The following is a 23,559-nucleotide window of genomic DNA, read 5'->3' as shown; positions in this document are numbered from 1 at the left end:
TGGTGACAACGTGTCGATCACTGTGAAGTTGATCAACCCCATTGCGATGGAAGAAGGCTTGCGCTTTGCCATCCGCGAAGGTGGCCGCACCGTTGGCGCGGGCGTCGTTGCCAAGATCATTGCTTAAAGAGGTTCAAGTAGGGGTATAGCTCAATTGGCAGAGCGTCGGTCTCCAAAACCGAAGGTTGTAGGTTCGATTCCTACTGCCCCTGCCACCTGAAAAGGTGGATTTTCAAGCCCGCTAGTCTCTAGCGGGCTTCCTTGTCTGATCAGAGCCTTTTAAAACAAGGCTCAACAAAGGTTTTCAGCCGTATGGCAACATCCGAAGTTCAAACAGTCAGTACCGCTGGCGACAAAATGCGTCTGGCCTTGGTGGCTGCGCTGGTCATTGCCGGCTTGGTGGCTTACTACATGTTGTCCGCACAAGGCGTTTGGGTGCAGTGGGCTGGTCTGTTGGTGGGTCTGGTGGCCGCTGTGGTCGTGTTTTTCACGGCAGAAACGGGCAGACAGCTGGTGGCTTTTGGCCGCGATGCGGTGCGCGAAACCAAAAAGGTAGTTTGGCCTGAGCGAAAAGAAGCCTTGCAAATCACTTTGTACGTGTTTGCTTTTGTGGTGGTCATGGCGCTGTTTTTGTGGCTCACCGACAAAACTCTGGAATGGGTTTTTTACGATCTGATTCTCGGGTGGAAAAAATAATGAACGATGTTGTAGTCAATGCGCCAATGGCAGGTTCTTCGACCAACCCGGACCTGAAATGGTATGTGGTCCATGCTTATTCGGGCATGGAAAAGGCGGTCGAGCGCAATATCGTCGAACGCATCACGCGCTCGGGTATGGAATCCAAGTTCGGCCGTATTTTGGTCCCCACTGAAGAAGTGGTCGAAATCAAGAACGGCCAGAAACGAACCACTGAGCGCAAATTTTTCCCGGGTTATGTCCTGGTAGAAATGGTCATGGACGATGAGACTTGGCACTTGGTCAAGCACACCAACAAAGTCACTGGCTTTGTGGGGGGCGCCAAGAACCGACCTGCTCCGATCTCCGAAGCCGATGTGGCCAAAATCGTCAATCAGATGCAAGAAGGCACCGACAAGCCCCGTCACAAGGTGGAGTTTGAAGTTGGTGAATACATCCGCGTCAAAGAAGGCCCGTTCACTGACTTCAATGGCACCGTCGAAGAAGTCAACTATGAGCGCAACAAGATGCGCGTGTCGGTGACCATTTTTGGTCGTGCCACACCGGTTGAGCTCGAATTCAGTCAAGTCGAAAAGACTTGATTCTTTGAATCTTTTTTCGAACCAGTGCTTCCCGACTCGGCACTGGTTTTTGTTCTTGAGTCGTTAACCCCGGGGAGCCGAGGACCTGCCGGTCCAAAGCGTTACAACCCGTAAGGAGAAAAGCATGGCGAAAAAAATCGTCGGCTTCATCAAGCTGCAAGTGCCAGCTGGTAAAGCCAATCCATCACCACCCATTGGTCCAGCACTGGGCCAGCGTGGTTTGAACATCATGGAATTCTGCAAGGCGTTCAACGCCCAGACCCAAGGCGTTGAGCCGGGCCTGCCATTGCCTGTGGTCATCACAGCGTTTGCAGACAAATCCTTCACCTTCATCATCAAGACGCCTCCTGCAGCGACACTGATCAAGAAGTCCATCAAGATCGACAAGGCTTCAACCAAGCCAGGTCTGGAAAAGGTCGGCAAGATCACCCGCGCTCAGCTGGAAGAAATCGCCAAAACCAAGATGAAAGATCTGACTGCGGCCGACCTGGACGCAGCTGTTCGCACCATCGCTGGTACTGCCCGTTCCATGGGCGTGAATGTGGAGGGCGTGTAAATGTCCAAGCTCACTAAAAAACAAAAAGCACTGGTTGGCAAGGTTGACAGCTTGAAGCTGTACGCACTGTCTGACGCATTGACCATGGTCAAAGAGTGCGCCACCGCCAAGTTTGACGAATCCATTGACGTGGCTGTCCAGCTGGGTATTGACGCCAAGAAGTCGGACCAAGTGGTGCGTGGCGCGGTTGTGTTGCCTAACGGCACCGGTAAAACCGCCCGTGTGGCCGTGTTTGCACAAGGCGCTAAAGCTGAAGAAGCATTGGCTGCAGGTGCAGACGTGGTTGGCATGGACGACCTGGCAGCCCGTGTGAAAGCTGGCGACATGCCTTTCGACGTGGTCATCGCTGCCCCTGACGCCATGCGCGTGGTCGGTACCTTGGGTCAGATCTTGGGCCCACGCGGTCTGATGCCTAACCCCAAAGTCGGTACCGTCACGCCAGACGTTGCCACAGCTGTGCGCAATGCCAAAGCCGGTCAAGTGCAGTTCCGTGTGGACAAAGCCGGTATCGTGCATGGCACGATCGGTCGTCGCTCGTTCGACACCGACAAGTTGCAGGGCAACTTGGCAGCATTGGTTGAAGCTTTGGTGAAAGCCAAGCCTGCAACCAGCAAAGGTGTTTACCTGCGCAAAGTGGCTGTGTCGTCGACCATGGGTGTGGGCGTTCGCGTCGACACACAATCCATCTCGGCGTGATGGCAAAGATTTGAGGGGCTCATCCGAGTCCCTCAATGTGGTGGGCCACTGATCTTGCGAAAGACCAGTGGGCCATCCAAGACCGTTGGTGCACACCTTGTGTGCTTAATCAACAAAACCTCAATGGATGTTGAAGTTTTGGGCCAACGCAGATGGCGATCCCGCTGCAGATGGATGAAGATCCAAAACAGTTGGTCGCTGCAAATAGGCGTGTTCAAGGGGCAACCCGGACAACACATATAAAGGAGTAGACCTTGAGTCTGAATCGCAGTGAGAAAGAAGCGGTCATTTCCGAAGTGACCGACCTCGCCGCTAAAGCTCAAACGCTGGTGATGGCGGAATACCGTGGCATCACGGTCGCTGACATGACAAACCTGCGCGTCAAAGCTCGCAGCCTGGGCGTTTCGCTGAGCGTGTTGAAAAACACTCTGGCCCGCCGAGCTGTGGCAGGTACGCAGTTTGAAATTGTTGCTGACCAGATGACCGGTCCGCTGATCTATGGCTTCTCTGAAGATGCAGTCGCCGCCGCGAAAGTGGTGGCCGAATTCGCGAAAACCAACGACAAGTTGGTCATTCGCGCTGGTGCATTTGCAGGTAAAGCTCTGGACGTCAACGGCGTGAAGCAATTGGCAAGCATCCCTTCGAAAGAAGTTTTGTTGGCTCAGTTGTGTGGCTTGCTGATGTCGCCAATGTCCCGCACCGCTGTGGTGTTGGGTGCTCTGGCGGCCAAAAAAGGCGAAGGCGAAGCTGTTGCCGCTTAAGGCCAGCGTTCGTGTTTTAACCAATTGTTAGGAAATAAAAATGGCATTCGATAAAGACGCATTTTTGACCGCGCTGGACAGCATGACGGTCATGGAACTCAACGACCTGGTGAAAGCCATCGAAGAGAAATTTGGCGTGAGCGCTGCCGCTATGGCTGCTCCTGCTGCTGCTGGTGGCGGTGCCGCTGCTGCTGCTGAAGAGAAGACTGAATTCAACGTGATGTTGTTGGAAGCCGGCGCTAACAAAGTGTCCGTCATCAAGGCAGTGCGTGAAATCACTGGTCTGGGCTTGAAAGAAGCCAAAGACCTGGTTGACGGCGCTCCCAAAGCAGTCAAAGAAGGCCTGCCAAAGGCTGACGCTGAAGCTGCCAAGAAGAAGCTGGAAGAAGCTGGCGCCAAGGCCGAGCTGAAGTAATTCGGCCCTGTTCCAAGGCTGGAGTGCCCGAAAGGGCCTCCAGCCTTTGGTGCTTGAAGAGCGCACCGAAAAGTAGATTGATCAAAGTCAGTTTTCCAGTGTTTCAACGAAACACCGGAAAGAAGATTGAGCCCAGTCTGCTTTCCAGTGTTTTCTGACCCGACTGCAGAAAACCCTTGGTACGGGTTGCGTGCAATGCGCAATCGTCCGCCAACGCTGGTAGAGGCCAGCCGCCAAGACCGTTGAAGGGGTGCAAAAGCCCAGTCAACACACAGTTCTGAAAGATCAAGCCCGGAGATCTCATGGCCTATTCATACACCGAACGCAAGCGAATCCGCAAAAGTTTCGGCAGCCGCGAAAGCGTGCTCGAAGTCCCTTACCTGTTGCAAATGCAAAAAGACGCGTACACGTCCTTCTTGCAGGCAGGTGTGGTTTCATCCAAACGCACACATGAAGGCCTGCAGGCCGCATTCGAGTCGGCATTTCCCATCGTGTCCCACAACGGTTTTGTGGAGATGAAATTCGTCGAGTACAACCTGGCCAAGCCAGCGTTTGACGTGCGCGAGTGCCAAACCCGTGGTTTGACCTTTTCGTCGGCCGTGCGTGCTCGCGTGCAACTCATCATTTATGACCGTGACTCCTCCACCTCACAAAACAAGGTGGTCAAGGAAGTCAAGGAGCAAGAGGTCTACATGGGCGAAGTGCCCCTGATGACCGACAAAGGCTCCTTCATCATCAACGGCACCGAGCGTGTGATCGTGTCTCAGTTGCACCGCTCGCCTGGGGTGTTCTTCGAGCACGACAAGGGCAAGACCCACAGCTCGGGCAAGTTGCTGTTCTCGGCCCGCATCATCCCTTACCGCGGTTCGTGGCTCGACTTCGAATTCGACCCGAAAGACATCTTGTACTTCCGCGTTGACCGTCGTCGCAAGATGCCCGTGTCGATCTTGCTCAAGGCCATTGGCTTGAACCCAGAATCGATCTTGGCGAACTTCTTCGTCAATGACAATTTCCGTCTGATGGACAGCGGTGCACAAATGGAATTTGTGGCCGAGCGTCTGCGTGGCGAAGTGGCCCGTTTTGACATCACCGACAAATCCGGCAAAGTGGTGGTTGCCAAAGACAAGCGCATCACGGTGCGCCACACACGCGAGCTGGAGCAGTCCGGCACCACGCACGTCAGCGTTCCAGAAGACTTCCTCATTGGCCGTGTGGTGGCACGCAGCATCGTTGAAGCCGACACCGGTGAAATCCTGGCCAAGGCCAACGAAGAGTTGACCGAAGCCTTGCTGAAGAAATTGCGCACGGCTGGTGTGCAGGACCTGCCTTGCATCTACACGAACGAACTCGATCAGGGTGCGTACATTTCGCAAACCCTGCGCATCGATGAAACCGTGGACGAATTCGCAGCACGCGTGGCCATCTACCGCATGATGCGCCCCGGCGAGCCACCGACAGAAGACGCGGTGCAAGCCCTGTTTCAGCGCCTGTTCTACAACCCCGACACCTACGATTTGTCGCGTGTGGGTCGTATGAAATTCAACGCCCGCGTGGGTCGTGGCGAGTCCACAGGCCCCATGGTGTTGACCAACGAAGACATCTTGGCCGTGGTCAAGATCTTGGTGGACTTGCGCAACGGCAACGGCGAAGTCGATGACATCGACCACCTGGGCAACCGCCGCGTGCGTTGCGTGGGTGAATTGGCCGAAAACCAGTACCGCACAGGTCTGGCGCGTATTGAGAAGGCCGTCAAAGAGCGTCTGGGTCAAGCCGAGCAAGAGCCGCTCATGCCGCATGACCTGATCAACTCCAAGCCAATTTCTGCAGCGCTCAAAGAGTTCTTTGGTGCATCGCAGCTGTCACAGTTCATGGACCAGACCAACCCTCTGGCCGAAATCACCCACAAGCGCCGCGTATCGGCCCTTGGCCCAGGTGGTTTGACCCGTGAACGTGCAGGCTTCGAAGTGCGTGACGTGCACGTGACCCACTACGGTCGCGTCTGCCCGATCGAGACACCAGAAGGTCCAAACATTGGTTTGATCAACTCGCTGGCTTTGTATGCCCGCTTGAACGAGTACGGTTTCATCGAAACCCCGTACCGCCGTGTGGTCGAAGGCAAAGTCACGATGGACATCGACTACCTGTCGGCCATCGAAGAAGGCAAGTACGTCATCGCTCAGGCCAATGCCACCTTGGACAAAGAAGGCAAGCTGACCGGTGACCTCGTGTCTGCCCGTGAAAAGGGTGAATCCATCCTGTGCGGTGCCGAGCGCATCCAGTACATGGACGTGTCGCCTGCTCAGATTGTGTCTGTGGCTGCCTCGCTGGTTCCATTCTTGGAGCACGATGACGCCAACCGCGCCTTGATGGGTGCGAACATGTCGCGTCAGGCCGTGCCTGTGCTGCGTCCTGAAAAGCCCATGGTCGGCACGGGTATCGAGCGCGTTGCAGCGGTCGACTCCGGCACCGTGGTCACGGCCACACGTGGCGGTATCGTTGACTATGTTGACGCCACCCGCATCGTGATCCGCGTGAACGATGCTGAGGCTTTGGCTGGTGAAGTGGGTGTGGACATCTACAACCTGATCAAGTACCAGCGTTCCAACCAGAACACCAACATCCACCAGCGTCCCATCGTCAAACGTGGCGACAAACTGGCCAAGGGTGACGTGATCGCCGACGGCGCATCGACCGACTTGGGTGAAATCGCCATCGGTCAGAACATGCTGATCGCCTTCATGCCCTGGAACGGCTACAACTTCGAAGACTCGATTTTGATCAGCGAGCGCGTGGTGGCGGAAGACCGCTACACCTCGATCCACATCGAAGAACTCGTGGTCATGGCCCGTGACACCAAGTTGGGTGCCGAAGAAATTTCGCGCGACATCCCCAACCTGTCCGAGCAGCAACTGGGCCGTCTGGACGACTCCGGCATCATCTACGTGGGTGCTGAAGTGCAACCCGGTGATGTGTTGGTCGGCAAGGTCACACCCAAGGGCGAGACCACCCTCACACCCGAAGAAAAACTGCTGCGCGCCATCTTCGGCGAAAAAGCATCGGACGTGAAAGACACCTCGTTGCGCGTGGACCAGGGCTCGCAAGGCACCGTGATCGACGTGCAGGTTTTCACCCGTGAAGGCATCGTGCGTGACAAGCGTGCCCAGCAGATCATTGACGACGAACTCAAGCGTTTCCGTCTGGACCTGAACGACCAGTTGCGTATTGTTGAGGCCGACGCCTTTGACCGTATCGAGAAACTGCTGGTTGGCCGTGTGGCCAACGGTGGCCCGCAAAAGCTGGCCAAAGGCACCAAGCTGGACAAGGCTTACATGGAGTCGGTGGACAAGTTCCACTGGTTCGATATTCGCCCAGCCGAAGACGACGTGGCCATGCAACTGGAGTCCATCAAGAACTCGCTGGAGCAAACCCGCCACAGCTTCGATTTGTCGTTTGAAGAAAAGCGCAAGAAGCTCACCCAAGGTGACGAGTTGCCTGCTGGCGTGCTCAAGATGGTCAAGGTTTACCTGGCCGTCAAGCGTCGCTTGCAGCCTGGTGACAAGATGGCCGGTCGTCACGGCAACAAGGGTGTGGTCTCCAAGATCGTGCCCGTGGAAGACATGCCCTTCATGGCCGATGGCACCCCTGCCGATATCGTCCTGAACCCGCTGGGCGTGCCATCGCGCATGAACGTGGGTCAGGTGCTTGAAGTCCACCTGGGCTGGGCTGGTAAAGGCATTGGCCAACGCATTGGCAACATGCTGCAAGCCGAAACCCAGCGCATGGAAAAGGTTGCCGAACTGCGCAAGCTGTTCGAGCAGCTCTACAACAGCATGGGTCGCAAAGAAGACTTGTCGCAACTGAGCGACGATGAAGTGTTGGACATGGCCAGCAACCTCAAAGAGGGTTTCCCCTTTGCCACGCCCGTGTTCGACGGTGCGGCCGAAGAAGAAATCCGTGCGATGTTGCACCTGGCTTACCCAGACGACTTGGCCAAAGCCAAAGGTCTGACAGCCACACGCACCCAAGCCAACCTGTTTGACGGCCGCACTGGCGACGCCTTCGACCGTCCAACCACCATTGGCTACATGCACTTCTTGAAGCTGCACCACTTGGTGGACGACAAGATGCACGCCCGTTCAACCGGTCCTTACAGCTTGGTCACGCAGCAGCCGCTGGGTGGTAAAGCCCAGTTCGGTGGTCAGCGTTTCGGTGAGATGGAAGTGTGGGCATTGGAAGCGTATGGCGCTTCTTATGTTCTGCAAGAAATGCTCACCGTCAAGTCCGACGACGTGCAAGGCCGTACCAAGGTGTACGAGAGCATTGTCAAAGGCGAACACTCCATCGAAGCGGGCATGCCCGAGTCGTTCAACGTGCTGGTCAAGGAAATCCGTTCGCTGGGCCTTGACATCGAGCTCGAGCGTTCTTAATTCACAGGCAAAGGATTTAAACCATGAAATCACTACTCGACCTGTTCAAGCAGTTCACGCCCGATGACCACTTCGATGCCATCCGCATCGGCTTGGCATCGCCCGAGAAGATCCGTTCGTGGTCTTTTGGCGAAGTGAAAAAGCCTGAAACCATCAACTACCGCACCTTCAAGCCCGAGCGCGATGGTCTGTTTTGCGCCAAGATTTTTGGCCCCATCAAAGACTACGAATGCTTGTGCGGCAAGTACAAGCGTCTCAAGCACCGTGGCGTGATCTGCGAGAAGTGCGGCGTTGAAGTCACACAGACCAAAGTGCGTCGTGAGCGCATGGGTCACATCGATCTGGCCGCACCTTGCGCCCACATCTGGTTCTTGAAGTCGCTGCCATCGCGTTTGGGCCTGGTGCTCGACATGACACTGCGTGACATCGAGCGCGTGTTGTACTTTGAAGCGTATGTGGTGACCGACCCCGGCATGACCCCGCTCAAGAAGTTCGGCATCATGAGCGAGGACGATTACGACGCCAAAGTCAAAGAGTACGGCGATGAATTTGTCGCCAAGATGGGCGCCGAAGGCATCAAGGAATTGCTGCAAGGCATCGACATCGAAAGCGAAATCGAGCGTCTGCGCGGTGACTTGACCGGTTCCGAACTCAAGGTCAAGAAGAACTCCAAGCGCCTGAAAGTGCTGGAAGCCTTCAAGAAATCGGGCATCAAGCCCGAGTGGATGGTGCTCGAAGTACTGCCTGTGTTGCCACCGGACCTGCGTCCTTTGGTGCCACTGGACGGCGGCCGCTTTGCGACCTCCGATCTGAACGACCTGTACCGCCGCGTCATCAACCGTAACAGCCGTCTGCGCCGTTTGCTGGAATTGAAGGCGCCCGAAATCATCGCGCGCAACGAAAAGCGCATGTTGCAAGAAGCCGTGGACAGCTTGCTGGACAACGGTCGTCGCGGCAAGGCCATGACCGGTGCCAACAAGCGTGCCCTGAAGTCTTTGGCCGACATGATCAAAGGCAAGAGCGGTCGTTTCCGTCAAAACTTGCTGGGCAAGCGCGTGGACTACTCGGGTCGTTCCGTGATCACCGTGGGCCCTACGCTCAAATTGCACCAGTGCGGCTTGCCCAAGCTGATGGCGATTGAGTTGTTCAAGCCGTTCATCTTTGCACGTCTCGAAGCCATGGGCATCGCGACCACCATCAAGGCCGCCAAGAAGGAAGTCGAAGCCGGTACACCGGTGGTGTGGGACATCCTGGAAGAGGTCATCAAAGAGCACCCCGTGATGCTCAACCGTGCGCCTACGCTGCACCGTTTGGGCATCCAGGCATTTGAGCCCCTGTTGATCGAAGGCAAAGCCATTCAGCTGCACCCCCTCGTTTGCGCGGCCTTCAACGCCGACTTCGACGGTGACCAGATGGCCGTTCACGTGCCTTTGTCGGTTGAAGCGCAAATGGAAGCCCGCACCTTGATGCTGGCCTCCAACAACATCTTGTTCCCCGCTTCGGGCGAGCCCTCCATCGTGCCGTCGCAAGACGTTGTGTTGGGCTTGTACTACGCCACACGTGACCGTATCAACGCCAAAGGCGAAGGCCTGATCTTCTCCGACATCGGTGAAGTTCAACGTGCCTTGGACGCGAATGCTGTCGAGTTGACTGCCAAGATCAACGTGCGCATGACCGAGTGGACCAAAGACAAAGCCACGGGTGAGTTCACCTCGTCGGTGTCGATGGTAGAAACCACCGTGGGCCGTGCTCTGCTGTCCGAGATCCTGCCTAAGGGCTTGCCATTCAGCAACCTGAACAAGGCACTGAAGAAGAAGGAAATCTCCAAGCTGATCAACACCTCTTTCCGTAAATGCGGATTGAAGGAGACCGTGGTGTTTGCCGACAAGCTGTTGCAAAACGGTTTCCGTCTGGCCACACGCGCCGGCATCTCGATCGGTATTGACGACATGTTGGTGCCTCCAGAAAAGCCCGCCATCATCGAAGCCGCCGAAAAAGAAGTCAAAGACATCGAGCAGCAATACGTCTCTGGTCTGGTGACCGCTGGCGAGCGCTACAACAAGGTGGTGGACATCTGGGGCAAAGCCGGTGACGTCGTCTCCAAGGTGATGATGGACCAACTGCGCAAAGAGCGCACCATTGACCGCCACGGCAACGAAGTCGATCAGGAATCGTTCAACTCGATTTACATGATGGCCGACTCCGGTGCGCGCGGCTCTGCAGCGCAGATTCGCCAGCTGGCCGGTATGCGTGGTCTGATGGCCAAGCCTGACGGCTCCATCATCGAGACCCCCATCACGGCGAACTTCCGTGAAGGTCTGAACGTGTTGCAGTACTTCATCTCGACACACGGTGCACGTAAAGGTCTGGCCGACACGGCTTTGAAGACCGCAAACTCGGGTTACCTGACCCGTCGTCTGGTCGACGTGACCCAAGACTTGGTCGTAACCGAACTCGATTGCGGCACTGCCGACGGCTCGCTGATGCGCGCCATCGTCGAAGGTGGTGAAGTGATCGAATCGCTGCGCGACCGTATCTTGGGCCGCACGGTGTCCGAAGACGTTCTGCACCCTGAAAACCGCGCTGTTCTGGCAGAAGCGGGCGTGATGCTCGACGAAGACCTGATTGAAGAGCTGGAAGCTGCAGGCGTGGACGAAGTCAAGGTGCGTACCGCCTTGACTTGCGAAACCCGCTTTGGTTTGTGCGCCAAGTGCTATGGCCGCGATCTGGGCCGTGGCGGCTTGGTCAACAACGGCGAAGCCGTCGGTGTGATCGCAGCCCAGTCGATTGGCGAGCCCGGCACCCAGCTGACCATGCGGACCTTCCACATTGGTGGTGCGGCCTCGCGTGCCGCTGTGGCCTCCAGCGTGGAAGCCAAGTCCAACGGCGCCATCGGTTTCAACGCCACCATGCGTTATGTGACCAACAGCAAAGGCGAGTTGGTGGTGATTTCTCGCTCTGGCGAGATCGTGATCACCGAGCACGGCCGTGAGCGCGAGCGTCACAAAGTGCCCTACGGTGCGATCTTGTCGGTCAAGGCCGACCAGACCATCAAGGCTGGCGCCATTTTGGCCAACTGGGACCCACTGACACGTCCGATCATCACCGAGTACGCAGGTACCGTGAAGTTCGAGAACGTCGAAGAAGGTCTGACCGTTGCAAAGCAGCTGGACGAAGTGACCGGCTTGTCTACGCTCGTGGTCATTGACCCCAAGCGCCGTGGCGCTGCCAAGGTCATCCGTCCTCAGGTGAAGTTGATCGATGCCCAAGGCAAAGAAGTCAAGATTCCCGGCACCGACCACTCGGTGACCATCGGCTTCCAGATCGGCTCGCTGATCCAGGTGCGCGACGGCATGGATGTGGGCCCAGGCGAAGTTCTGGCACGTATCCCTGTGGAAGGTCAGAAGACCCGAGACATCACCGGCGGTTTGCCCCGAGTGGCCGAACTGTTCGAAGCCCGCACACCCAAAGACAAGGGCATGCTGGCCGAGATCACCGGTACCGTGTCTTTCGGCAAGGAAACCAAAGGCAAAGTCCGTTTGCAGATCACCGACCCTGAAGGCAAGGTCTGGGATGAGCTGATCCCCAAAGAGAAGAACATCCTGGTGCACGAAGGCCAAGTGGTCAACAAGGGCGAGAGCATTGTGGACGGCCCAGCCGACCCACAAGACATCTTGCGTCTGTTGGGCATCGAAGAGCTGGCCCGCTACATCGTGGACGAAGTGCAGGACGTTTACCGCTTGCAAGGCGTGAAGATCAACGACAAGCACATCGAAGTGATTGTTCGTCAGATGCTGCGCCGCGTGGTGGTCGAGAATATCGGCGACTCCAACTACATCTCTGGTGAGCAGGTGGAGCGTTCGGAAATGCTCAACACCAATGACGCTTTGCGGCGCGACGGCAAGATTCCCGCAACTTTCAGCAACTTGCTGTTGGGTATCACGAAAGCCTCCTTGTCGACCGATTCGTTCATCTCGGCCGCTTCCTTCCAGGAAACGACCCGCGTGTTGACCGAAGCGGCCATCATGGGCAAGCGCGACGAGTTGCGTGGCCTGAAGGAAAACGTCATCGTCGGACGCCTGATTCCTGCCGGTACCGGCTTGGCTTACCACCAGGCACGCAAAGTGAAGGACGCCATGGACGACGCCGAGCGCCGTGCCATTGCCGAAGCCGAAGCGGCGGACCTGGCCAGCGACACGGCTGAAGACACCGTCACCGACGCTGGCGAAGCCGCCTGAGCGATGCATTCACCGCTTGAGCGGTGAGCCTATTCAGCCCCTGTGCCGCCATATGGACAGGGGCTGTTCTTTTTGGAAAATGAACCTGCGAGGAATCCAACATGGGTGCTCTGGTGGTGGGTGTGGTGCTGGCCTTGTGTCTATTTTGGGCGGTGGGTGCGCACAACCGCTTGGTGCGTTTGCGCGCTGAAGTGGTGCGCCAGTGGAGCAGTGTGGACGCGGTTTGGCTGCGTTTGTTGATTCGCTTACAAGGGGGATTGGCAGCGCGGCAAAGCCTGGTGGGTGAGGCTGAGGCTCAAGAGTTGCAGGCGGTGCAAACCGCCAGTGACCAGATGCTCGAAGCCCTCACGCAGGCTCGCATACAGCCGCTGGACGAAACAGTGCTCAAGCTGGTGATCAGCCAGCATTTGCAGTTGGTTGGCGAAATCCGTTTGTTACAGCAGCAAGTCCATGAGGCCTTCCGCCCTGATCTGGACATCGCTTTGAACCGCATGCGGCAGACCTTGCCTGCGGCCATGATTCCTTACCATGTGGCCGTCGGCGCTTACAACGACGCATTGAGGATGCGCCCGGCTTCCTGGCTGGCGAGGCGATTGAACTTCAAACCCGCTGTGCGCATGGACCTGACCATGGCCTCCACCTGAGAATCGATGCGATGAACCACCAGCCTGCAACGCAGAAATCACCCACACAGATGGCCAAGGGTGCCGCTCAATCTGCGCCCAAACTCAAGAAGAGCGCCAGCAAGCAGCCCACAAACGATCAGGGCAAGACCATGTCCGTGCCTTTGTCGCGGCAACTGCAAGCCACGGCCGCAGTGGTTCAAGCGGTGCTGGCAGGACGCTCTCTGACCGCCGAATTGACCAGCGTCACGCCCGACTTGCGTCCGGGTGTCCAAGCCCTCACTTTCCAGGTGATGCGTCAACTGGGGCGGGCCATGGCACTGCGTGAGCGTTTGGCCACCAAGGCACCGCCCCCAGCGGCCGATGCTTTGTTGTGCACCGCCCTCGCCCTGAGCTGGCAGGGCGAAGGTGCTCCCTACCCTGTGCACACCTTGGTCAATCAGGCCGTCGAGGCAGCCCGGCAACAACGCCAGACCCAGGCCCAAAGCGGGTTCATCAACGCCTGTTTGCGCCGTTTTCTGCGCGAGCGTGAGGCTTTGGTGGCAGATACCGACGGCGACCCCCAGGCACGCTGGAATCACCCGCGCTGGTGGGTGGCGCGTGTGAAGGACGAATACCCCGAAGACTGGGAAAAATTGCTGGACATGGCGCAGGAGCCAGCGCCCATGAGTTTGCGCGTAGACACCCGCCACCAGAGTGTGGCCGATTACCAGGCGCAGTTGCTGGTCATGGGCTTGGCTGCCAAACCGGTCGGTGCAACGGGTTTGCAACTCGGGCGTGCGGTACCCGTGCACCAGTTGCCCGGTTTTGAGTTGGGTCAAGTGTCGGTACAAGATGCCGCCGCGCAAGTCGCGGCGCCGTTGTTGCTGCAAGGCCGCGAGGCGGCGCAGCCCTGGCGCATTCTGGACGCCTGTGCCGCTCCGGGCGGCAAAACCGGACATCTTCTGGCTTGCTACCCCAATGCACAGGTTTTGGCGCTGGATGTGGATGCTGCGCGGTGCCAACGCATCGAGGACAACCTGCAGCGCCTGGGCACTCGCGCCCGTGCTGAAGTTCGCGCCGCCGATGCAGCCCAGCCAGCGCAATGGTGGGATGGTGTGGCTTTTGATGCGATCTTGCTGGACGCGCCCTGCACTGCCTCCGGCATTGTGCGCAGGCACCCCGATGTGCGTTGGCTGCGCCGCCCGGGGGACAGCGCACAACTGGCCCAAACGCAGGCCCAACTGCTCAAGGCCCTGTGGCCTTTGCTGGCCCCGGGGGGTCGTCTGCTGTATTGCACCTGCTCGGTTTTCCGTTCAGAGGGAGATGACACCGTGCAAGCGTTTCTTCAGCGCAACACCGATGCACAAATGCTGCCCTCGCCTGGACATTTGATACCCGGCAAAATACCCACAGGCCTTCCAGTCAAGCACAATGCACTGGGTGAACATGACGGTTTTTATTACGCACTGCTGGAGAAGGATCGGGATTGAGCTTGGCGCTTGGTTGACCCGGGCTTTGCTCATGGCATTGCTGGGCATGGGCAGTGCATGGGCGCAAACTTCCAGCGTGGAGCTGACCGAGCTCATGCCGGTGCGCAAGGACAATGCCTTGTTGCTCAATGCCCAGCTCAAGTTGGAATTGGGCCCGGCCGTGGAAGATGCCCTCATCAAGGGTCTGGCCGTTCACTTTTTGGTCGAGGCTGAAGTGCTGCGAGAGCGCTGGTACTGGACCGATAAAAAAATTGGCGCAGCCAGCCGTTATTACCGCTTGGCCTTTCAGCCGCTGACACGTCGCTGGCGTCTGAATGTCTCCAGCGAGCCGATTTCAGGCACGGGCATGGCGGGCAGCATTTCACAGAACTTCGAAACACTGACCGAGGCGCTCAACTTGATCAGGCGTCAATCGGCTTGGAAGATCGCCGATGCCCAGAGCCTGGACCCCGATGCCCGGCAACGGCTGCGCTACGAATTCAGACTCGATGTTTCGCAGTTGCCGCGCCCGTTCCAAATCGCTGCTGGCAATCAGGCTGACTGGAACCTGCAGGTCGTCAAGACCCTGCGCCTGAGTGAAGAGTTGGTGCGCTGAGATGGCTTGGCTCAAAGCCTCCAGCGAGCCATTGACCGAGCGGCCTTCACGGACCAGCCGCTGGTTGATGCTGGTGGGTGCCTTGAGCGTGGCCGCCATCGGCATAGGCTTGTTGGTGCTCATGACACAGGCGACCGGCAACCGGGACCGATACAACCAGAATTACGAATGGCTGGTGATCATCAACGCGGTGGTCGCCAGCGGCTTGTTGATCACCATCTTGTGGGGCATGCTGCGCTTGTTGCGCAGCTTGTACAAAGGCCAGTTTGGTTCACGCTTGTTGGTCAAATTGGCAGGCATCTTTGCCCTGGTGGGCGTCATCCCCGGTTTGCTCATTTATGTGGTGTCGTACCAATTCGTCTCGCGCTCGATTGAAAGCTGGTTCGATGTGAAGGTGGAGGCGGCCTTGGTCGCGGGCCTGAATTTGGGACGCGCGACACTGGACACCTTGAGCGACGATCTGAGCAAGCAAGGCAAGGCCGCCGCTGCCAACTGGGCAGAAACCAGTGAACTCAACCCAGCACTTGCGGCCGAGAAAATCCGAACCCAACTGGGTGTCAGTGATGTGGCCATCTGGAGTTCGGGCGGGCAAATGGTGGCCAGCGCCGGGCCTTCGCGTTTTCAACTGAGGGCTGACCGCCCCACGCCCCAGCAACTGCGGGAGGCACGACAAAACGGTATCCTGACCTGGGTGGAGGGGTTGGACGAAGCCGTTCCCGGTGGCGACAAGGGCCGCATCAAGGTCTTGGTGCTGTTTCCGCAATGGAGCCTGGCCCTGAGCGAAGACCGGCGCTTGCTGATGGTGACCCAAGATCTGCCCCCCACACTGGTCAACAACGCGCTGGAAGTGCAAGCCGCTTACCGCGAATACCAAGAGCGGGCACTGGCCCGTGACGGCCTGCGGCGCATGTACATTGGCACGCTCACACTGAGCTTGTTCCTGGCCGTGCTCGGGGCCATCTTGTTGGCCGTCTTGTTGGGCAACCAATTGGCGCGGCCCTTGCTGCTGCTGGCCCACGGCATGCGCCAGGTGGCGGCCGGTGATCTGCGGCCCAAATTGGCGCTGCAAGGCAAAGACGAGTTGGGCGGCCTGACCCGCTCGTTTGCCCAGATGACCCAGCAACTGGCCGATGCCCGCGCCAGCGGAGAGCGCAGCCTGAGCCAGCTTGACCAGGCCAGAAGCAAACTGCAAACCATCCTGGACAACCTCACGGCCGGGGTCATGGTGTTGGATGCTCAAGGCACCATCGTGTCAGCCAACCCAGGAGCCACACGCATCTTGCGCGTGCCTGTCAGCGCACACGAAGGCCAGGGCCTGCAAGGGCTGCCCGGCCTGCAAAATTTTGCGCAAGAGGTGGATGCTCAATTCAAGGCCTTGTACGCCGGCACAGACGCGCACGAATTGGACCACTGGCAAAAATCCTTTGACATCCACGCCGCAGGCCAAGGTCTGAGCCAGACCGGCGTGACGCTGCTCGCACGCGGGGCCGTATTGCCTGACGGCATGCGCTTGCTGGTGTTCGACGATATCTCGGAAATCGTTTCGGCCGAACGCGCACAGGCCTGGGGTGAAGTAGCACGCCGCCTGGCACACGAAATCAAGAACCCCCTCACACCGATCCAGCTCTCGGCCGAGCGCCTGCAAAGACGCCTGATCGGCAAACTGGAAGCGCAGGATGACGCGGTGTTGGCCAAATCGGTCAAGACCATCGTTGACCAGGTGGAAGCCATGAAGCGCCTGGTCAACGAATTCCGCGATTACGCGCGTTTACCAACGGCCGATCTCAAACCGTTGCAACTCAATGCGCTGGTCACGGATGTGCTCGCCTTGTACGCCAGCGAGCCGCACGACAGCGTGAACCGCGCCGCGGTGTTGACCGAGCTCGATGAAGACTGCCCCCCCATCTTGGGTGATGAACAACAGTTGCGCCAAGTCATCCACAACCTGCTGCAAAACGCACAAGATGCTTGTGAGGCGCGTGGCCAAAGCCTGAGCCCAGCCCGTGTGCAAGTGCGCACAGAGTGGCGTGCGCAGCGCCAGCGGGTGCGACTGACAGTGACCGATACCGGCCCCGGCTTTGCCCCCAACATCTTGCAGCGGGCCTTTGAGCCCTATGTCACCACCAAGGCCAAAGGCACGGGCCTGGGCTTGGCCGTGGTGAAAAAAATAGCCGACGAACACGGCGCCCGCATCGACATGGCCAACGTGCAAGAAGGCAGCGACATTCAGGGCGCGCAAGTCTCGTTATCATTCGCAGTGGTGCAAACCGCACAGGGGCTAGATCAGCCCTCTTCATGAACAGTGACAAATCAGGCATATGGCAAATATTTTGGTGGTGGACGACGAGCTGGGCATACGCGACCTGCTCTCAGAAATCCTCTTTGATGAGGGGCACCAGGTCGAGCTTGCCGAAAACGCTGCGCAAGCACGCGAGGCCCGCCAAAACATGCGTCCAGACCTGGTGCTGCTCGACATCTGGATGCCCGACACCGATGGCGTGAGCTTGCTCAAGGAGTGGGCCGCCAACGGCTTGCTGAACATGCCTGTGATCATGATGAGCGGTCATGCCACCATCGACACCGCGGTGGACGCCGTCAAGATTGGCGCACACGCCTTTTTGGAAAAGCCCATTACCTTGCAGAAACTGCTCAAAGCCGTTGAGCAAGGCTTGGCCCGCGATCAAGTGCAGCAAGCCATGTTGGCCGCGATCCCGCCCCCGCCGCCCAGTGTGTTGTCCATGTCCACGGTGGTTGCCACCGAAAACGTCTCAGCCCCTGACGTGCATCAAAGTTTTGAACTGGATCGTCCGCTGCGCGAAGCGCGCGACGCTTTCGAAAAAGCCTACTTTGAATTCCACCTCGCCCACGAAGGCGGCTCCATGACCCGTGTGGCTGAAAAAACCGGGCTGGAGCGCACGCACTTGTACCGCAAGCTCAAGCAACTTGGTGTGGACCTCACACGCAGTAAGCGCAACCATTGATGGGTCGCAGTGGCGATGCCATTGCCCCTTGGGCATCGGCAGTGGCGTTGCAACCGGATATTTTTTGAAGCGCGCGCTCTGAAGCACACAAAAGACCTGCTAGAATACAAGGCTCAGGCCCGGTAGCTCAGTTGGTAGAGCAGCGGATTGAAAATCCGCGTGTCGGCAGTTCGATTCTGCCCCAGGCCACCAAGATCAAACGTCGTAGAAATGCAGATTTCTACGACGTTTTCTTTTCAAGTCATCCTTGTTCCTCAATAGCTCAGTCGGTAGAGCGCCGGACTGTTAATCCGTAGGTCCCTGGTTCGAGCCCAGGTCGAGGAGCCATTCGGGCCATGACGAGAAGACTGCCGGGAGTGGTAGTTCAGTTGGTTAGAATACCGGCCTGTCACGCCGGGGGTCGCGGGTTCGAGTCCCGTCCACTCCGCCAAAGTGATGTTTGCGGGAATAGCTCAGTTGGTAGAGCGCAACCTTGCCAAGGTTGAGGTCGCGAGTTCGAGCCTCGTTTCCCGCTCCAGATTCAAGCCCCTCAGGCGCAAGCTCGAGGGGCTTTGTTGTTTGAGCTTCAGGCGTTGTGCAACACGCCGTCCACCTCTTGCATGGCGCCACTGCGCGCCAACTCGGCGAGCATCATGTCCAGCCATGTGCTGAGGCTGTGTCCTTGGCCAAAGCGGTGGTGCAGTTCGCGCATGTAGGGCACCTTCATGGCCCAAGCGCTGAAGTCGGCGCGTGTGATTTGGCCCCATTCGAGCAGTTTGAATTTGAGCAACACCTTGGTGCCATAGCGTGCGTGCCGCTCAGGGTTTTGCGCAAAGCCATCGAGTTTGCTGCGGGCCAAGGCCAGCGCTGGGCTCACTTCGGTAAAGACCGCACCATGCCCCGGGATGATGGTGGCGGGGTCGAGCTGCTCAATCAGATCCAGTGTTTGGGCGACTTCGTCAAATGCGGCCACGCCTGCCAACTCGGGAAACACCACGCCAAAGCCGTTTTGCCAGAGTGCATCGGCTGACATCAGCAGGCGGTGTTCTGGCGCAAACAAGATCACCGAGTGGGGATCGTGACCGGGGGCGGCGTGCACTTGCCAGTCCATGTCAGCCCAGCGGTGGGTGCTTCCCGGTTGCAGCAAGCCGTTAAAAGCAAAGGGGGGGCAGTTCTGGCCGGTAGGTTGGTAACTCAACTCTTCTTCGCGCCAATCCTGCACGGCTTGTGACAGGCCGGGTGGGATCCATGTTTTGAGACCTGGATAGTGTGCTTGCAGGGCCTGATTGCCGCCGCAATGGTCGCTGTGCAGGTGGGTGTTGACCAGTTGGTCCAGCATGCGGCCTTGCAGGCCTTGCGCCACTAAGGCCAGGGTTTGGGCCTGGTGGGTGACGTAGCCGCTGTCGACCAAGGTGGCGCTGTCCGCGTCGAGCAGGAGTACGTTGTTGGCCGACAACCAGCCACGTTCGAACACGCGCACGCCTGGTGGCAGGGTGCAGGATGGATTCATTTGGCGCTGCGCAGGTCGCGGCGCAAAATTTTGCCCACGTTGGACTTGGGCAACTCGTCGCGGAATTCGATGTATTTGGGACGCTTGTAGCCCGTGAGTTTGTCCTGGCAAAAACGCGAGACAGCTTCTTCGGTCAGCATCGGGTCGTTGCGCACCACAAACACTTTGATGGTTTCACCTTGCATGGCGTCGGGAATGCCCACGGCCGCGCACTCGACCACGCCGGGGCAGGTCGAGATCAGGTTTTCCAGCTCGCTGGGGAAGACGTTGAAGCCACTGACGATGATCATGTCCTTTTTGCGGTCCACGATGCGGGTGAAGCCCCCTTCGTCCATGATGCCGATGTCGCCCGTGCGCATGAAGCCATCTTCGGTGAAGGTCTTGGCGTTTTCAGCAGGCTGGTTGTAATAACCGGTCATGACGTTGGGGCCGCGGATGCAGATTTCTCCCGAGCTGCCCAGGGGCAGGCTGTGACCGTCGTCGTCCTTGATGGCGATGTCGATGCTTGGCAAGGGCAGGCCGATGTTGCCGCTGAAGGTCTTTTGCGTCACGGGGTTGTTGGTGCCGATCGCGCAGGTCTCGCTCATGCCCCAGCCTTCGATCATGGCGCTGCCCGTGGCTTTTTGCCAGTTGTGGGCTGTGCCCTCTGACGCGGCCATGCCGCCCGCCTGGGTGAGTTTGAGCGAGGAAAAATCGAGGGTCTTGAACATCGGGTGCTGCATCAGGGCATTGAACAGCGTGTTCACGCCGGGCAGCACATGGAAGGGGCGCTGCTTGAGGACCTCGATGAATTTGGCAAAGTCACGGGGGTTCGGCACCAGGGTCAGGTAGGAGCCTTGGCGGATGGCCAACAAACACAGCGTCAGCGCAAAGATGTGGTACAGCGGTAAAGCCGCGACGTTGTTCACTTTGCGCAGGTCGGGCACATCTGCCAAAGCAGGCGAGAACCAGCCTTCGGCTTGCAGCATGGCGGCCACCACGTTGCGGTGTGTCAGCACGGCGCCTTTGGACAAACCGGTGGTGCCACCCGTGTATTGCAAAAAGGCGATGTCGTCCATGGTTTGCGTGGTGGGGCGCAAGTTCAAGATGCGGCCTTGTGCGATGGCTTTTTTGAACGAGGTGACGGTGCGGCCGTTGCTCAAAGGCAACTCGAAGGGCGGCACCATTTTGGCGAGGTGCCGCACGGCAAAGGTCAGCCAGCGGCCATTGATGGGCCCCAACAAATCGCCAATGGACGCCAACACCACATGCTGCACGGCGGTGCGCTCGACCACTTCTTGCAAGGTGGCGGCAAAGTTTTCCAGAATGACGATGGCGCTGGCGCCGGAGTCCTTGAGTTGGTGCTCCAATTCGCGCGGGGTGTAGAGCGGGTTGACGTTCACGCAGGTGTAGCCAGCCCGCAAGATGGCGGCCATCGTCACCGCAAATTGCGGCAAGTTGGGCAGCATGATGGCCACCCGGCTGCCTGGCTCCAGGCCCTTGTTTTGCAGCCAGGCGCCCAGCGCGGTAGACAACTCATCGAGCTGCTTGTAGCTCATCCAGCGGTTCATGCAGACCGAAAAGGGGTTGTCGCCGTGCTCGCGAAAAGCCCTTTCCATCAAATCCGTCAAACTTTTGTATTGCTCTGTGTTGATGTCGTGGGGCACCCCGGGTGGGTAATTCTTCAGCCAGATACGTTCCATGCGCTTGTCTCCTGTAGCGCTTGATTGTCTCCAGCTCCTGTTGGGCCTGACAGAGGGCAAGTCCTGAGATGGTGGCTTACTGGTCTCAAAGGCGACAAAACCCGTGCCATCCCCGGGCAGGCAAATCGGTGCAAAATGGGGTTAACCCTAGGTGCCACCATGACGCCCCCTTCAGAACCGCGTACCAAGCAACTCACTCGCGTTCTAAGCCAGCTTTGGCGACGTGTGTTTGGCGCTGCCGATGTGGGGCTATCGGCCTCGGGCGGAGTGACCCGCAAGAGCGCCAATTGGGTGCCGATTCGCTCGCTGTCGTCGCGCCACAAGCCGCGCATCGCACGGCATTTGCGGGCCCTGCCTGCTCAAGACCGCTACCTGCGCTTTGGATACGCTGCCACCGATGAGCAAATTGACCGCTATGTGGCGGGTCTGAACTTCAAGCGGGATGAGATCTTTGGGGTTTTTAACCGCCGCTTGGAGCTGGTGGCCATGGCCCATCTGGCTTATTCGGTCGACCCGCAGTGGGCCACGTGTGCCGAGTTTGGCGTGTCGGTGTCCTCGCATCAGCGAGGTAAGGGTTTTGGCGCCAAGTTGTTCGGCCATGCGGTGATGCATGCCCGCAACCAAGGGGTGAATCTGTTGTTTATCCACGCCTTGAGCGAGAACGTGGCCATGCTCAAGATCGCGCGCCACGCTGGGGCTGCGGTGCAGCGCGATGGCAGCGAAAGCGAGGCGTATCTGTCCTTGCCGCAAGCCACTTTAGACAGCCAGATCAGTGGATTGGTGCAGGAGCAAATGGCCGAGCTTGACTACCAGCTCAAAATGCAGGCGAACCAGTTTCGCCAGTGGCTGGCCACGGTGCAAGAAATTCGCCAGGGCGTACGCGATGCCCGTCAAACTTCGCGGGGCCCCTGAAAAGGCTGTTTGTCACCCAAATCCGCTATCCTTGTAGTTTGTTCACTACAGCATGTCCTGCCCGCCTAGACCGTGTCTGACCCCTACCCTGCGCGCCACGCCGAGCGCGAAGACAAACGAAGTTTTCTGCAAAAACTCGCTGAGTTCATCCATCCCGGACCCGATTCGGCCGATGAACTGATCGAGACCTTGGCCGAGGCCGAGGACAACCAGATCATCAACACCGAGAGCCGTTTGATGCTCGAAGGGGTGATTCGCATGGCCGACATGACCGCCAGCGATGTGATGCTGGCTGCGCCGCGCATGGACCTCCTGAACATCGAAGACCCCATGGACGAGTTGCTGCACCAGGTGATCGACACCGGACATTCGCGCTTTCCGGTCTTCGAGGGTGAGCGCGACAACATCATCGGTATCTTGTTGGCCAAAGACCTGCTCAAACTGCAGCGTGCGCCCGAGTTGAACATCCGCACCTTGTTGCGCCCGGCGGTGTTTGTGCCGGAAAGCAAGGCCCTGAACGATTTGCTGCGCCAGTTCCGCGACAACCGCAACCACTTGGCCATCGTGATCGACGAGTACGGCCGCACGGCGGGCTTGATCACCATTGAGGATGTGCTGGAACAAATCGTCGGTGAGATCGAGGACGAGTTCGATATCGCCGATGATGCTGGCGATATTTTTGGGCTGCCCGACCGCAGTTTCAGGGTCAGCGGCGACACCGCCATCGAGCGCGTGGACGAGGCCTTTGGCGTGGATTTGAGGCAAGCACGTCAAGCCAATGACGACCATGATTTCGACACCTTGGGCGGTTTGATCGCCCACGAAATGGGCCATGTGCCGCACCGCGGCGAAAGTTTTGAACTGTCGGGACTGCGCTTTGTGGTCTTGCACACGCGCGCCGGTGCCGTGCGCTGGTTCAAGGTGTCCCCCGTGCCTGCCCCAGGCACCGACCCGCTTGGCGGCGACCAGCCCAGCAGCGCGGGCAACACGCCTGCACCCGGAACCACTCCATGAGGGGTGTACCGCCACGCGAGCGCGGATGGCAGACCGTCTGGCCCGCGTTGGCGGGGGCAGCGCAGGCCGCATCCATCGCCTGGCCGGGCACTGGCCAGGCCCAGGGCTGGTTGCAGGTTTTGAGTTTGACGCTGCTGGCCGCTGGGCTGGCGCGTATGGCCCGCTCAAGCTTGGCGCAGGACCATGGGGGCCCACTACTCAAGCGGGCGGCTTGGTTCGGGGGGGTGTTTGCCACGGCCTGGTTGGCGGGGTGTTTTTGGTGGCTGTATGTGTCAATGCACCATGTCGGGGGCTTGCCCGCCCACCTGTGGCGCCGCCGCCGCCATCATCTGCTCGTCCGACTTTGCCGCGCGCCACGGTCTGAACCAGCAGGTCAGCATCATTGCCCAGTCCATGACAACGGACCGGCCGCTGGCCTTCA

The 23,559-nt window shown here is 58.5% G+C and carries 17 protein-coding genes, 5 tRNA genes and 1 pseudogene; 21 read left to right on the top strand and 2 right to left on the bottom strand.

Features of this window, described 5'->3' with window-relative positions:
• The 19 genes and pseudogenes from B9Z50_RS16965 to B9Z50_RS16875 form a co-directional block, all read left to right on the top strand.
• Nucleotides 1–127, top strand: a pseudogene (locus B9Z50_RS16965) (elongation factor Tu); the annotation flags it as partial.
• Nucleotides 128–139: 12 nt separating this feature from the next.
• Nucleotides 140–215, top strand: a tRNA-Trp gene (locus B9Z50_RS16960).
• A 97-nt stretch (nucleotides 216–312) separates the two neighbouring features.
• Entirely contained in the window at nucleotides 313–696 is a 384-nt protein-coding gene (gene secE / locus B9Z50_RS16955; RefSeq protein ID WP_108365934.1) for a preprotein translocase subunit SecE, read from the top strand.
• Nucleotides 696–1,277, top strand: a complete 582-nt coding sequence (nusG, locus tag B9Z50_RS16950) for a transcription termination/antitermination protein NusG (RefSeq protein ID WP_108365933.1) — start codon at nucleotides 696–698, stop codon at nucleotides 1,275–1,277. Before secE ends, nusG begins: the two co-directional genes overlap by 1 nt.
• A gap of 124 nt (nucleotides 1,278–1,401) precedes the next feature.
• The gene (rplK, locus tag B9Z50_RS16945; RefSeq protein ID WP_062407242.1) at nucleotides 1,402–1,833 is read left to right on the top strand and encodes a 50S ribosomal protein L11; all 432 of its coding nucleotides are present in this window, start codon (nucleotides 1,402–1,404) and stop codon (nucleotides 1,831–1,833) included.
• Entirely contained in the window at nucleotides 1,834–2,529 is a 696-nt protein-coding gene (gene rplA / locus B9Z50_RS16940) for a 50S ribosomal protein L1 (protein ID WP_108365932.1), read from the top strand.
• 254 nt (nucleotides 2,530–2,783) lie between these two features.
• Nucleotides 2,784–3,290, top strand: a complete 507-nt coding sequence (rplJ, locus tag B9Z50_RS16935; RefSeq protein WP_108365931.1) for a 50S ribosomal protein L10 — start codon at nucleotides 2,784–2,786, stop codon at nucleotides 3,288–3,290.
• A gap of 40 nt (nucleotides 3,291–3,330) precedes the next feature.
• A complete protein-coding gene (gene rplL / locus B9Z50_RS16930) occupies nucleotides 3,331–3,705 on the top strand; it encodes a 50S ribosomal protein L7/L12 (RefSeq protein WP_090140537.1) in 375 nt (124 codons plus the stop codon).
• A 302-nt stretch (nucleotides 3,706–4,007) separates the two neighbouring features.
• Nucleotides 4,008–8,132: a DNA-directed RNA polymerase subunit beta gene (gene rpoB / locus B9Z50_RS16925; protein WP_108365930.1), complete on the top strand. Its 4,125-nt coding sequence runs from the start codon at nucleotides 4,008–4,010 to the stop codon at nucleotides 8,130–8,132.
• A 23-nt stretch (nucleotides 8,133–8,155) separates the two neighbouring features.
• The gene (gene rpoC / locus B9Z50_RS16920; RefSeq protein ID WP_108365929.1) at nucleotides 8,156–12,370 is read left to right on the top strand and encodes a DNA-directed RNA polymerase subunit beta'; all 4,215 of its coding nucleotides are present in this window, start codon (nucleotides 8,156–8,158) and stop codon (nucleotides 12,368–12,370) included.
• 101 nt (nucleotides 12,371–12,471) lie between these two features.
• Nucleotides 12,472–13,014, top strand: a complete 543-nt coding sequence (locus B9Z50_RS16915; protein ID WP_108365928.1) for a hypothetical protein — start codon at nucleotides 12,472–12,474, stop codon at nucleotides 13,012–13,014.
• 131 nt (nucleotides 13,015–13,145) lie between these two features.
• Nucleotides 13,146–14,465: a 16S rRNA (cytosine(967)-C(5))-methyltransferase RsmB gene (gene rsmB / locus B9Z50_RS16910; RefSeq protein ID WP_108365935.1), complete on the top strand. Its 1,320-nt coding sequence runs from the start codon at nucleotides 13,146–13,148 to the stop codon at nucleotides 14,463–14,465.
• Nucleotides 14,466–14,496: 31 nt separating this feature from the next.
• A complete protein-coding gene (locus B9Z50_RS16905) occupies nucleotides 14,497–15,060 on the top strand; it encodes a DUF4390 domain-containing protein (protein WP_108365927.1) in 564 nt (187 codons plus the stop codon).
• A gap of 1 nt (nucleotide 15,061) precedes the next feature.
• The gene (locus B9Z50_RS16900) at nucleotides 15,062–17,359 is read left to right on the top strand and encodes an ATP-binding protein (protein ID WP_108365926.1); all 2,298 of its coding nucleotides are present in this window, start codon (nucleotides 15,062–15,064) and stop codon (nucleotides 17,357–17,359) included.
• 19 nt (nucleotides 17,360–17,378) lie between these two features.
• Nucleotides 17,379–18,041 carry a response regulator gene (locus tag B9Z50_RS16895; RefSeq protein WP_108365925.1) on the top strand — a complete coding sequence of 221 codons (663 nt, stop codon included), beginning with the start codon at nucleotides 17,379–17,381 and terminating at the stop codon, nucleotides 18,039–18,041.
• Nucleotides 18,042–18,157: 116 nt separating this feature from the next.
• Nucleotides 18,158–18,233: transfer RNA gene (locus B9Z50_RS16890), tRNA-Phe, on the top strand.
• Between the two features lie 59 nt (nucleotides 18,234–18,292).
• Nucleotides 18,293–18,368 (top strand) — tRNA-Asn (locus B9Z50_RS16885).
• Between the two features lie 26 nt (nucleotides 18,369–18,394).
• Nucleotides 18,395–18,471: transfer RNA gene (locus B9Z50_RS16880), tRNA-Asp, on the top strand.
• An 11-nt stretch (nucleotides 18,472–18,482) separates the two neighbouring features.
• A tRNA-Gly gene (locus tag B9Z50_RS16875) sits at nucleotides 18,483–18,558 on the top strand.
• 48 nt (nucleotides 18,559–18,606) lie between these two features.
• Here the strand turns inward: B9Z50_RS16875 and B9Z50_RS16870 are convergent.
• Nucleotides 18,607–19,530 (bottom strand): MBL fold metallo-hydrolase, encoded by a 924-nt coding sequence (locus B9Z50_RS16870; RefSeq protein ID WP_108365924.1) that lies wholly within the window; start codon nucleotides 19,528–19,530, stop codon nucleotides 18,607–18,609.
• Nucleotides 19,527–21,212, bottom strand: coding sequence for an AMP-binding protein (locus B9Z50_RS16865; protein WP_108365923.1), 1,686 nt, complete (start codon nucleotides 21,210–21,212; stop codon nucleotides 19,527–19,529). Before B9Z50_RS16865 ends, B9Z50_RS16870 begins: the two co-directional genes overlap by 4 nt.
• 159 nt (nucleotides 21,213–21,371) lie before the next feature.
• On the opposite strand from B9Z50_RS16865, the gene B9Z50_RS16860 reads away from it, so the two are divergent.
• Both B9Z50_RS16860 and B9Z50_RS16855 read left to right on the top strand, forming a co-directional pair.
• Nucleotides 21,372–22,124, top strand: coding sequence for a GNAT family N-acetyltransferase (locus B9Z50_RS16860; protein WP_108365922.1), 753 nt, complete (start codon nucleotides 21,372–21,374; stop codon nucleotides 22,122–22,124).
• Nucleotides 22,125–22,196: 72 nt separating this feature from the next.
• Nucleotides 22,197–23,138, top strand: a complete 942-nt coding sequence (locus tag B9Z50_RS16855; RefSeq protein WP_108365921.1) for an HlyC/CorC family transporter — start codon at nucleotides 22,197–22,199, stop codon at nucleotides 23,136–23,138.
• Nucleotides 23,139–23,559: the final 421 nt, after the last annotated feature.

Origin of the sequence: Limnohabitans sp. Bal53 (genome assembly GCF_003063355.1) — a bacterium.
GTDB lineage: Bacteria > Pseudomonadota > Gammaproteobacteria > Burkholderiales > Burkholderiaceae_C > Limnohabitans_A.
This window is presented reverse-complemented; position numbering and strand designations above follow the sequence as displayed.

Bases quoted from the DNA above. Each gene is read 5' to 3' on its own strand.
- rsmB (WP_108365935.1), top strand. From the start codon at position 13,146: ATGTCCGTGCCTTTGTCGCGGCAACTGCAAGCCACGGCCGCAGTGGTT.
- rplA (WP_108365932.1), top strand. From the start codon at position 1,834: ATGTCCAAGCTCACTAAAAAACAAAAAGCACTGGTTGGCAAGGTTGAC.
- nusG (WP_108365933.1), top strand. From the start codon at position 696: ATGAACGATGTTGTAGTCAATGCGCCAATGGCAGGTTCTTCGACCAAC.
- B9Z50_RS16860 (WP_108365922.1), top strand. From the start codon at position 21,372: ATGACGCCCCCTTCAGAACCGCGTACCAAGCAACTCACTCGCGTTCTA.
- rpoB (WP_108365930.1), top strand. From the start codon at position 4,008: ATGGCCTATTCATACACCGAACGCAAGCGAATCCGCAAAAGTTTCGGC.
- B9Z50_RS16905 (WP_108365927.1), top strand. From the start codon at position 14,497: ATGGCATTGCTGGGCATGGGCAGTGCATGGGCGCAAACTTCCAGCGTG.
- secE (WP_108365934.1), top strand. From the start codon at position 313: ATGGCAACATCCGAAGTTCAAACAGTCAGTACCGCTGGCGACAAAATG.
- B9Z50_RS16900 (WP_108365926.1), top strand. From the start codon at position 15,062: ATGGCTTGGCTCAAAGCCTCCAGCGAGCCATTGACCGAGCGGCCTTCA.
- B9Z50_RS16915 (WP_108365928.1), top strand. From the start codon at position 12,472: ATGGGTGCTCTGGTGGTGGGTGTGGTGCTGGCCTTGTGTCTATTTTGG.
- rplL (WP_090140537.1), top strand. From the start codon at position 3,331: ATGGCATTCGATAAAGACGCATTTTTGACCGCGCTGGACAGCATGACG.
- B9Z50_RS16865 (WP_108365923.1), bottom strand. From the start codon at position 21,212: ATGGAACGTATCTGGCTGAAGAATTACCCACCCGGGGTGCCCCACGAC.
- B9Z50_RS16895 (WP_108365925.1), top strand. From the start codon at position 17,379: ATGGCAAATATTTTGGTGGTGGACGACGAGCTGGGCATACGCGACCTG.
- rpoC (WP_108365929.1), top strand. From the start codon at position 8,156: ATGAAATCACTACTCGACCTGTTCAAGCAGTTCACGCCCGATGACCAC.
- rplK (WP_062407242.1), top strand. From the start codon at position 1,402: ATGGCGAAAAAAATCGTCGGCTTCATCAAGCTGCAAGTGCCAGCTGGT.
- B9Z50_RS16870 (WP_108365924.1), bottom strand. From the start codon at position 19,530: ATGAATCCATCCTGCACCCTGCCACCAGGCGTGCGCGTGTTCGAACGT.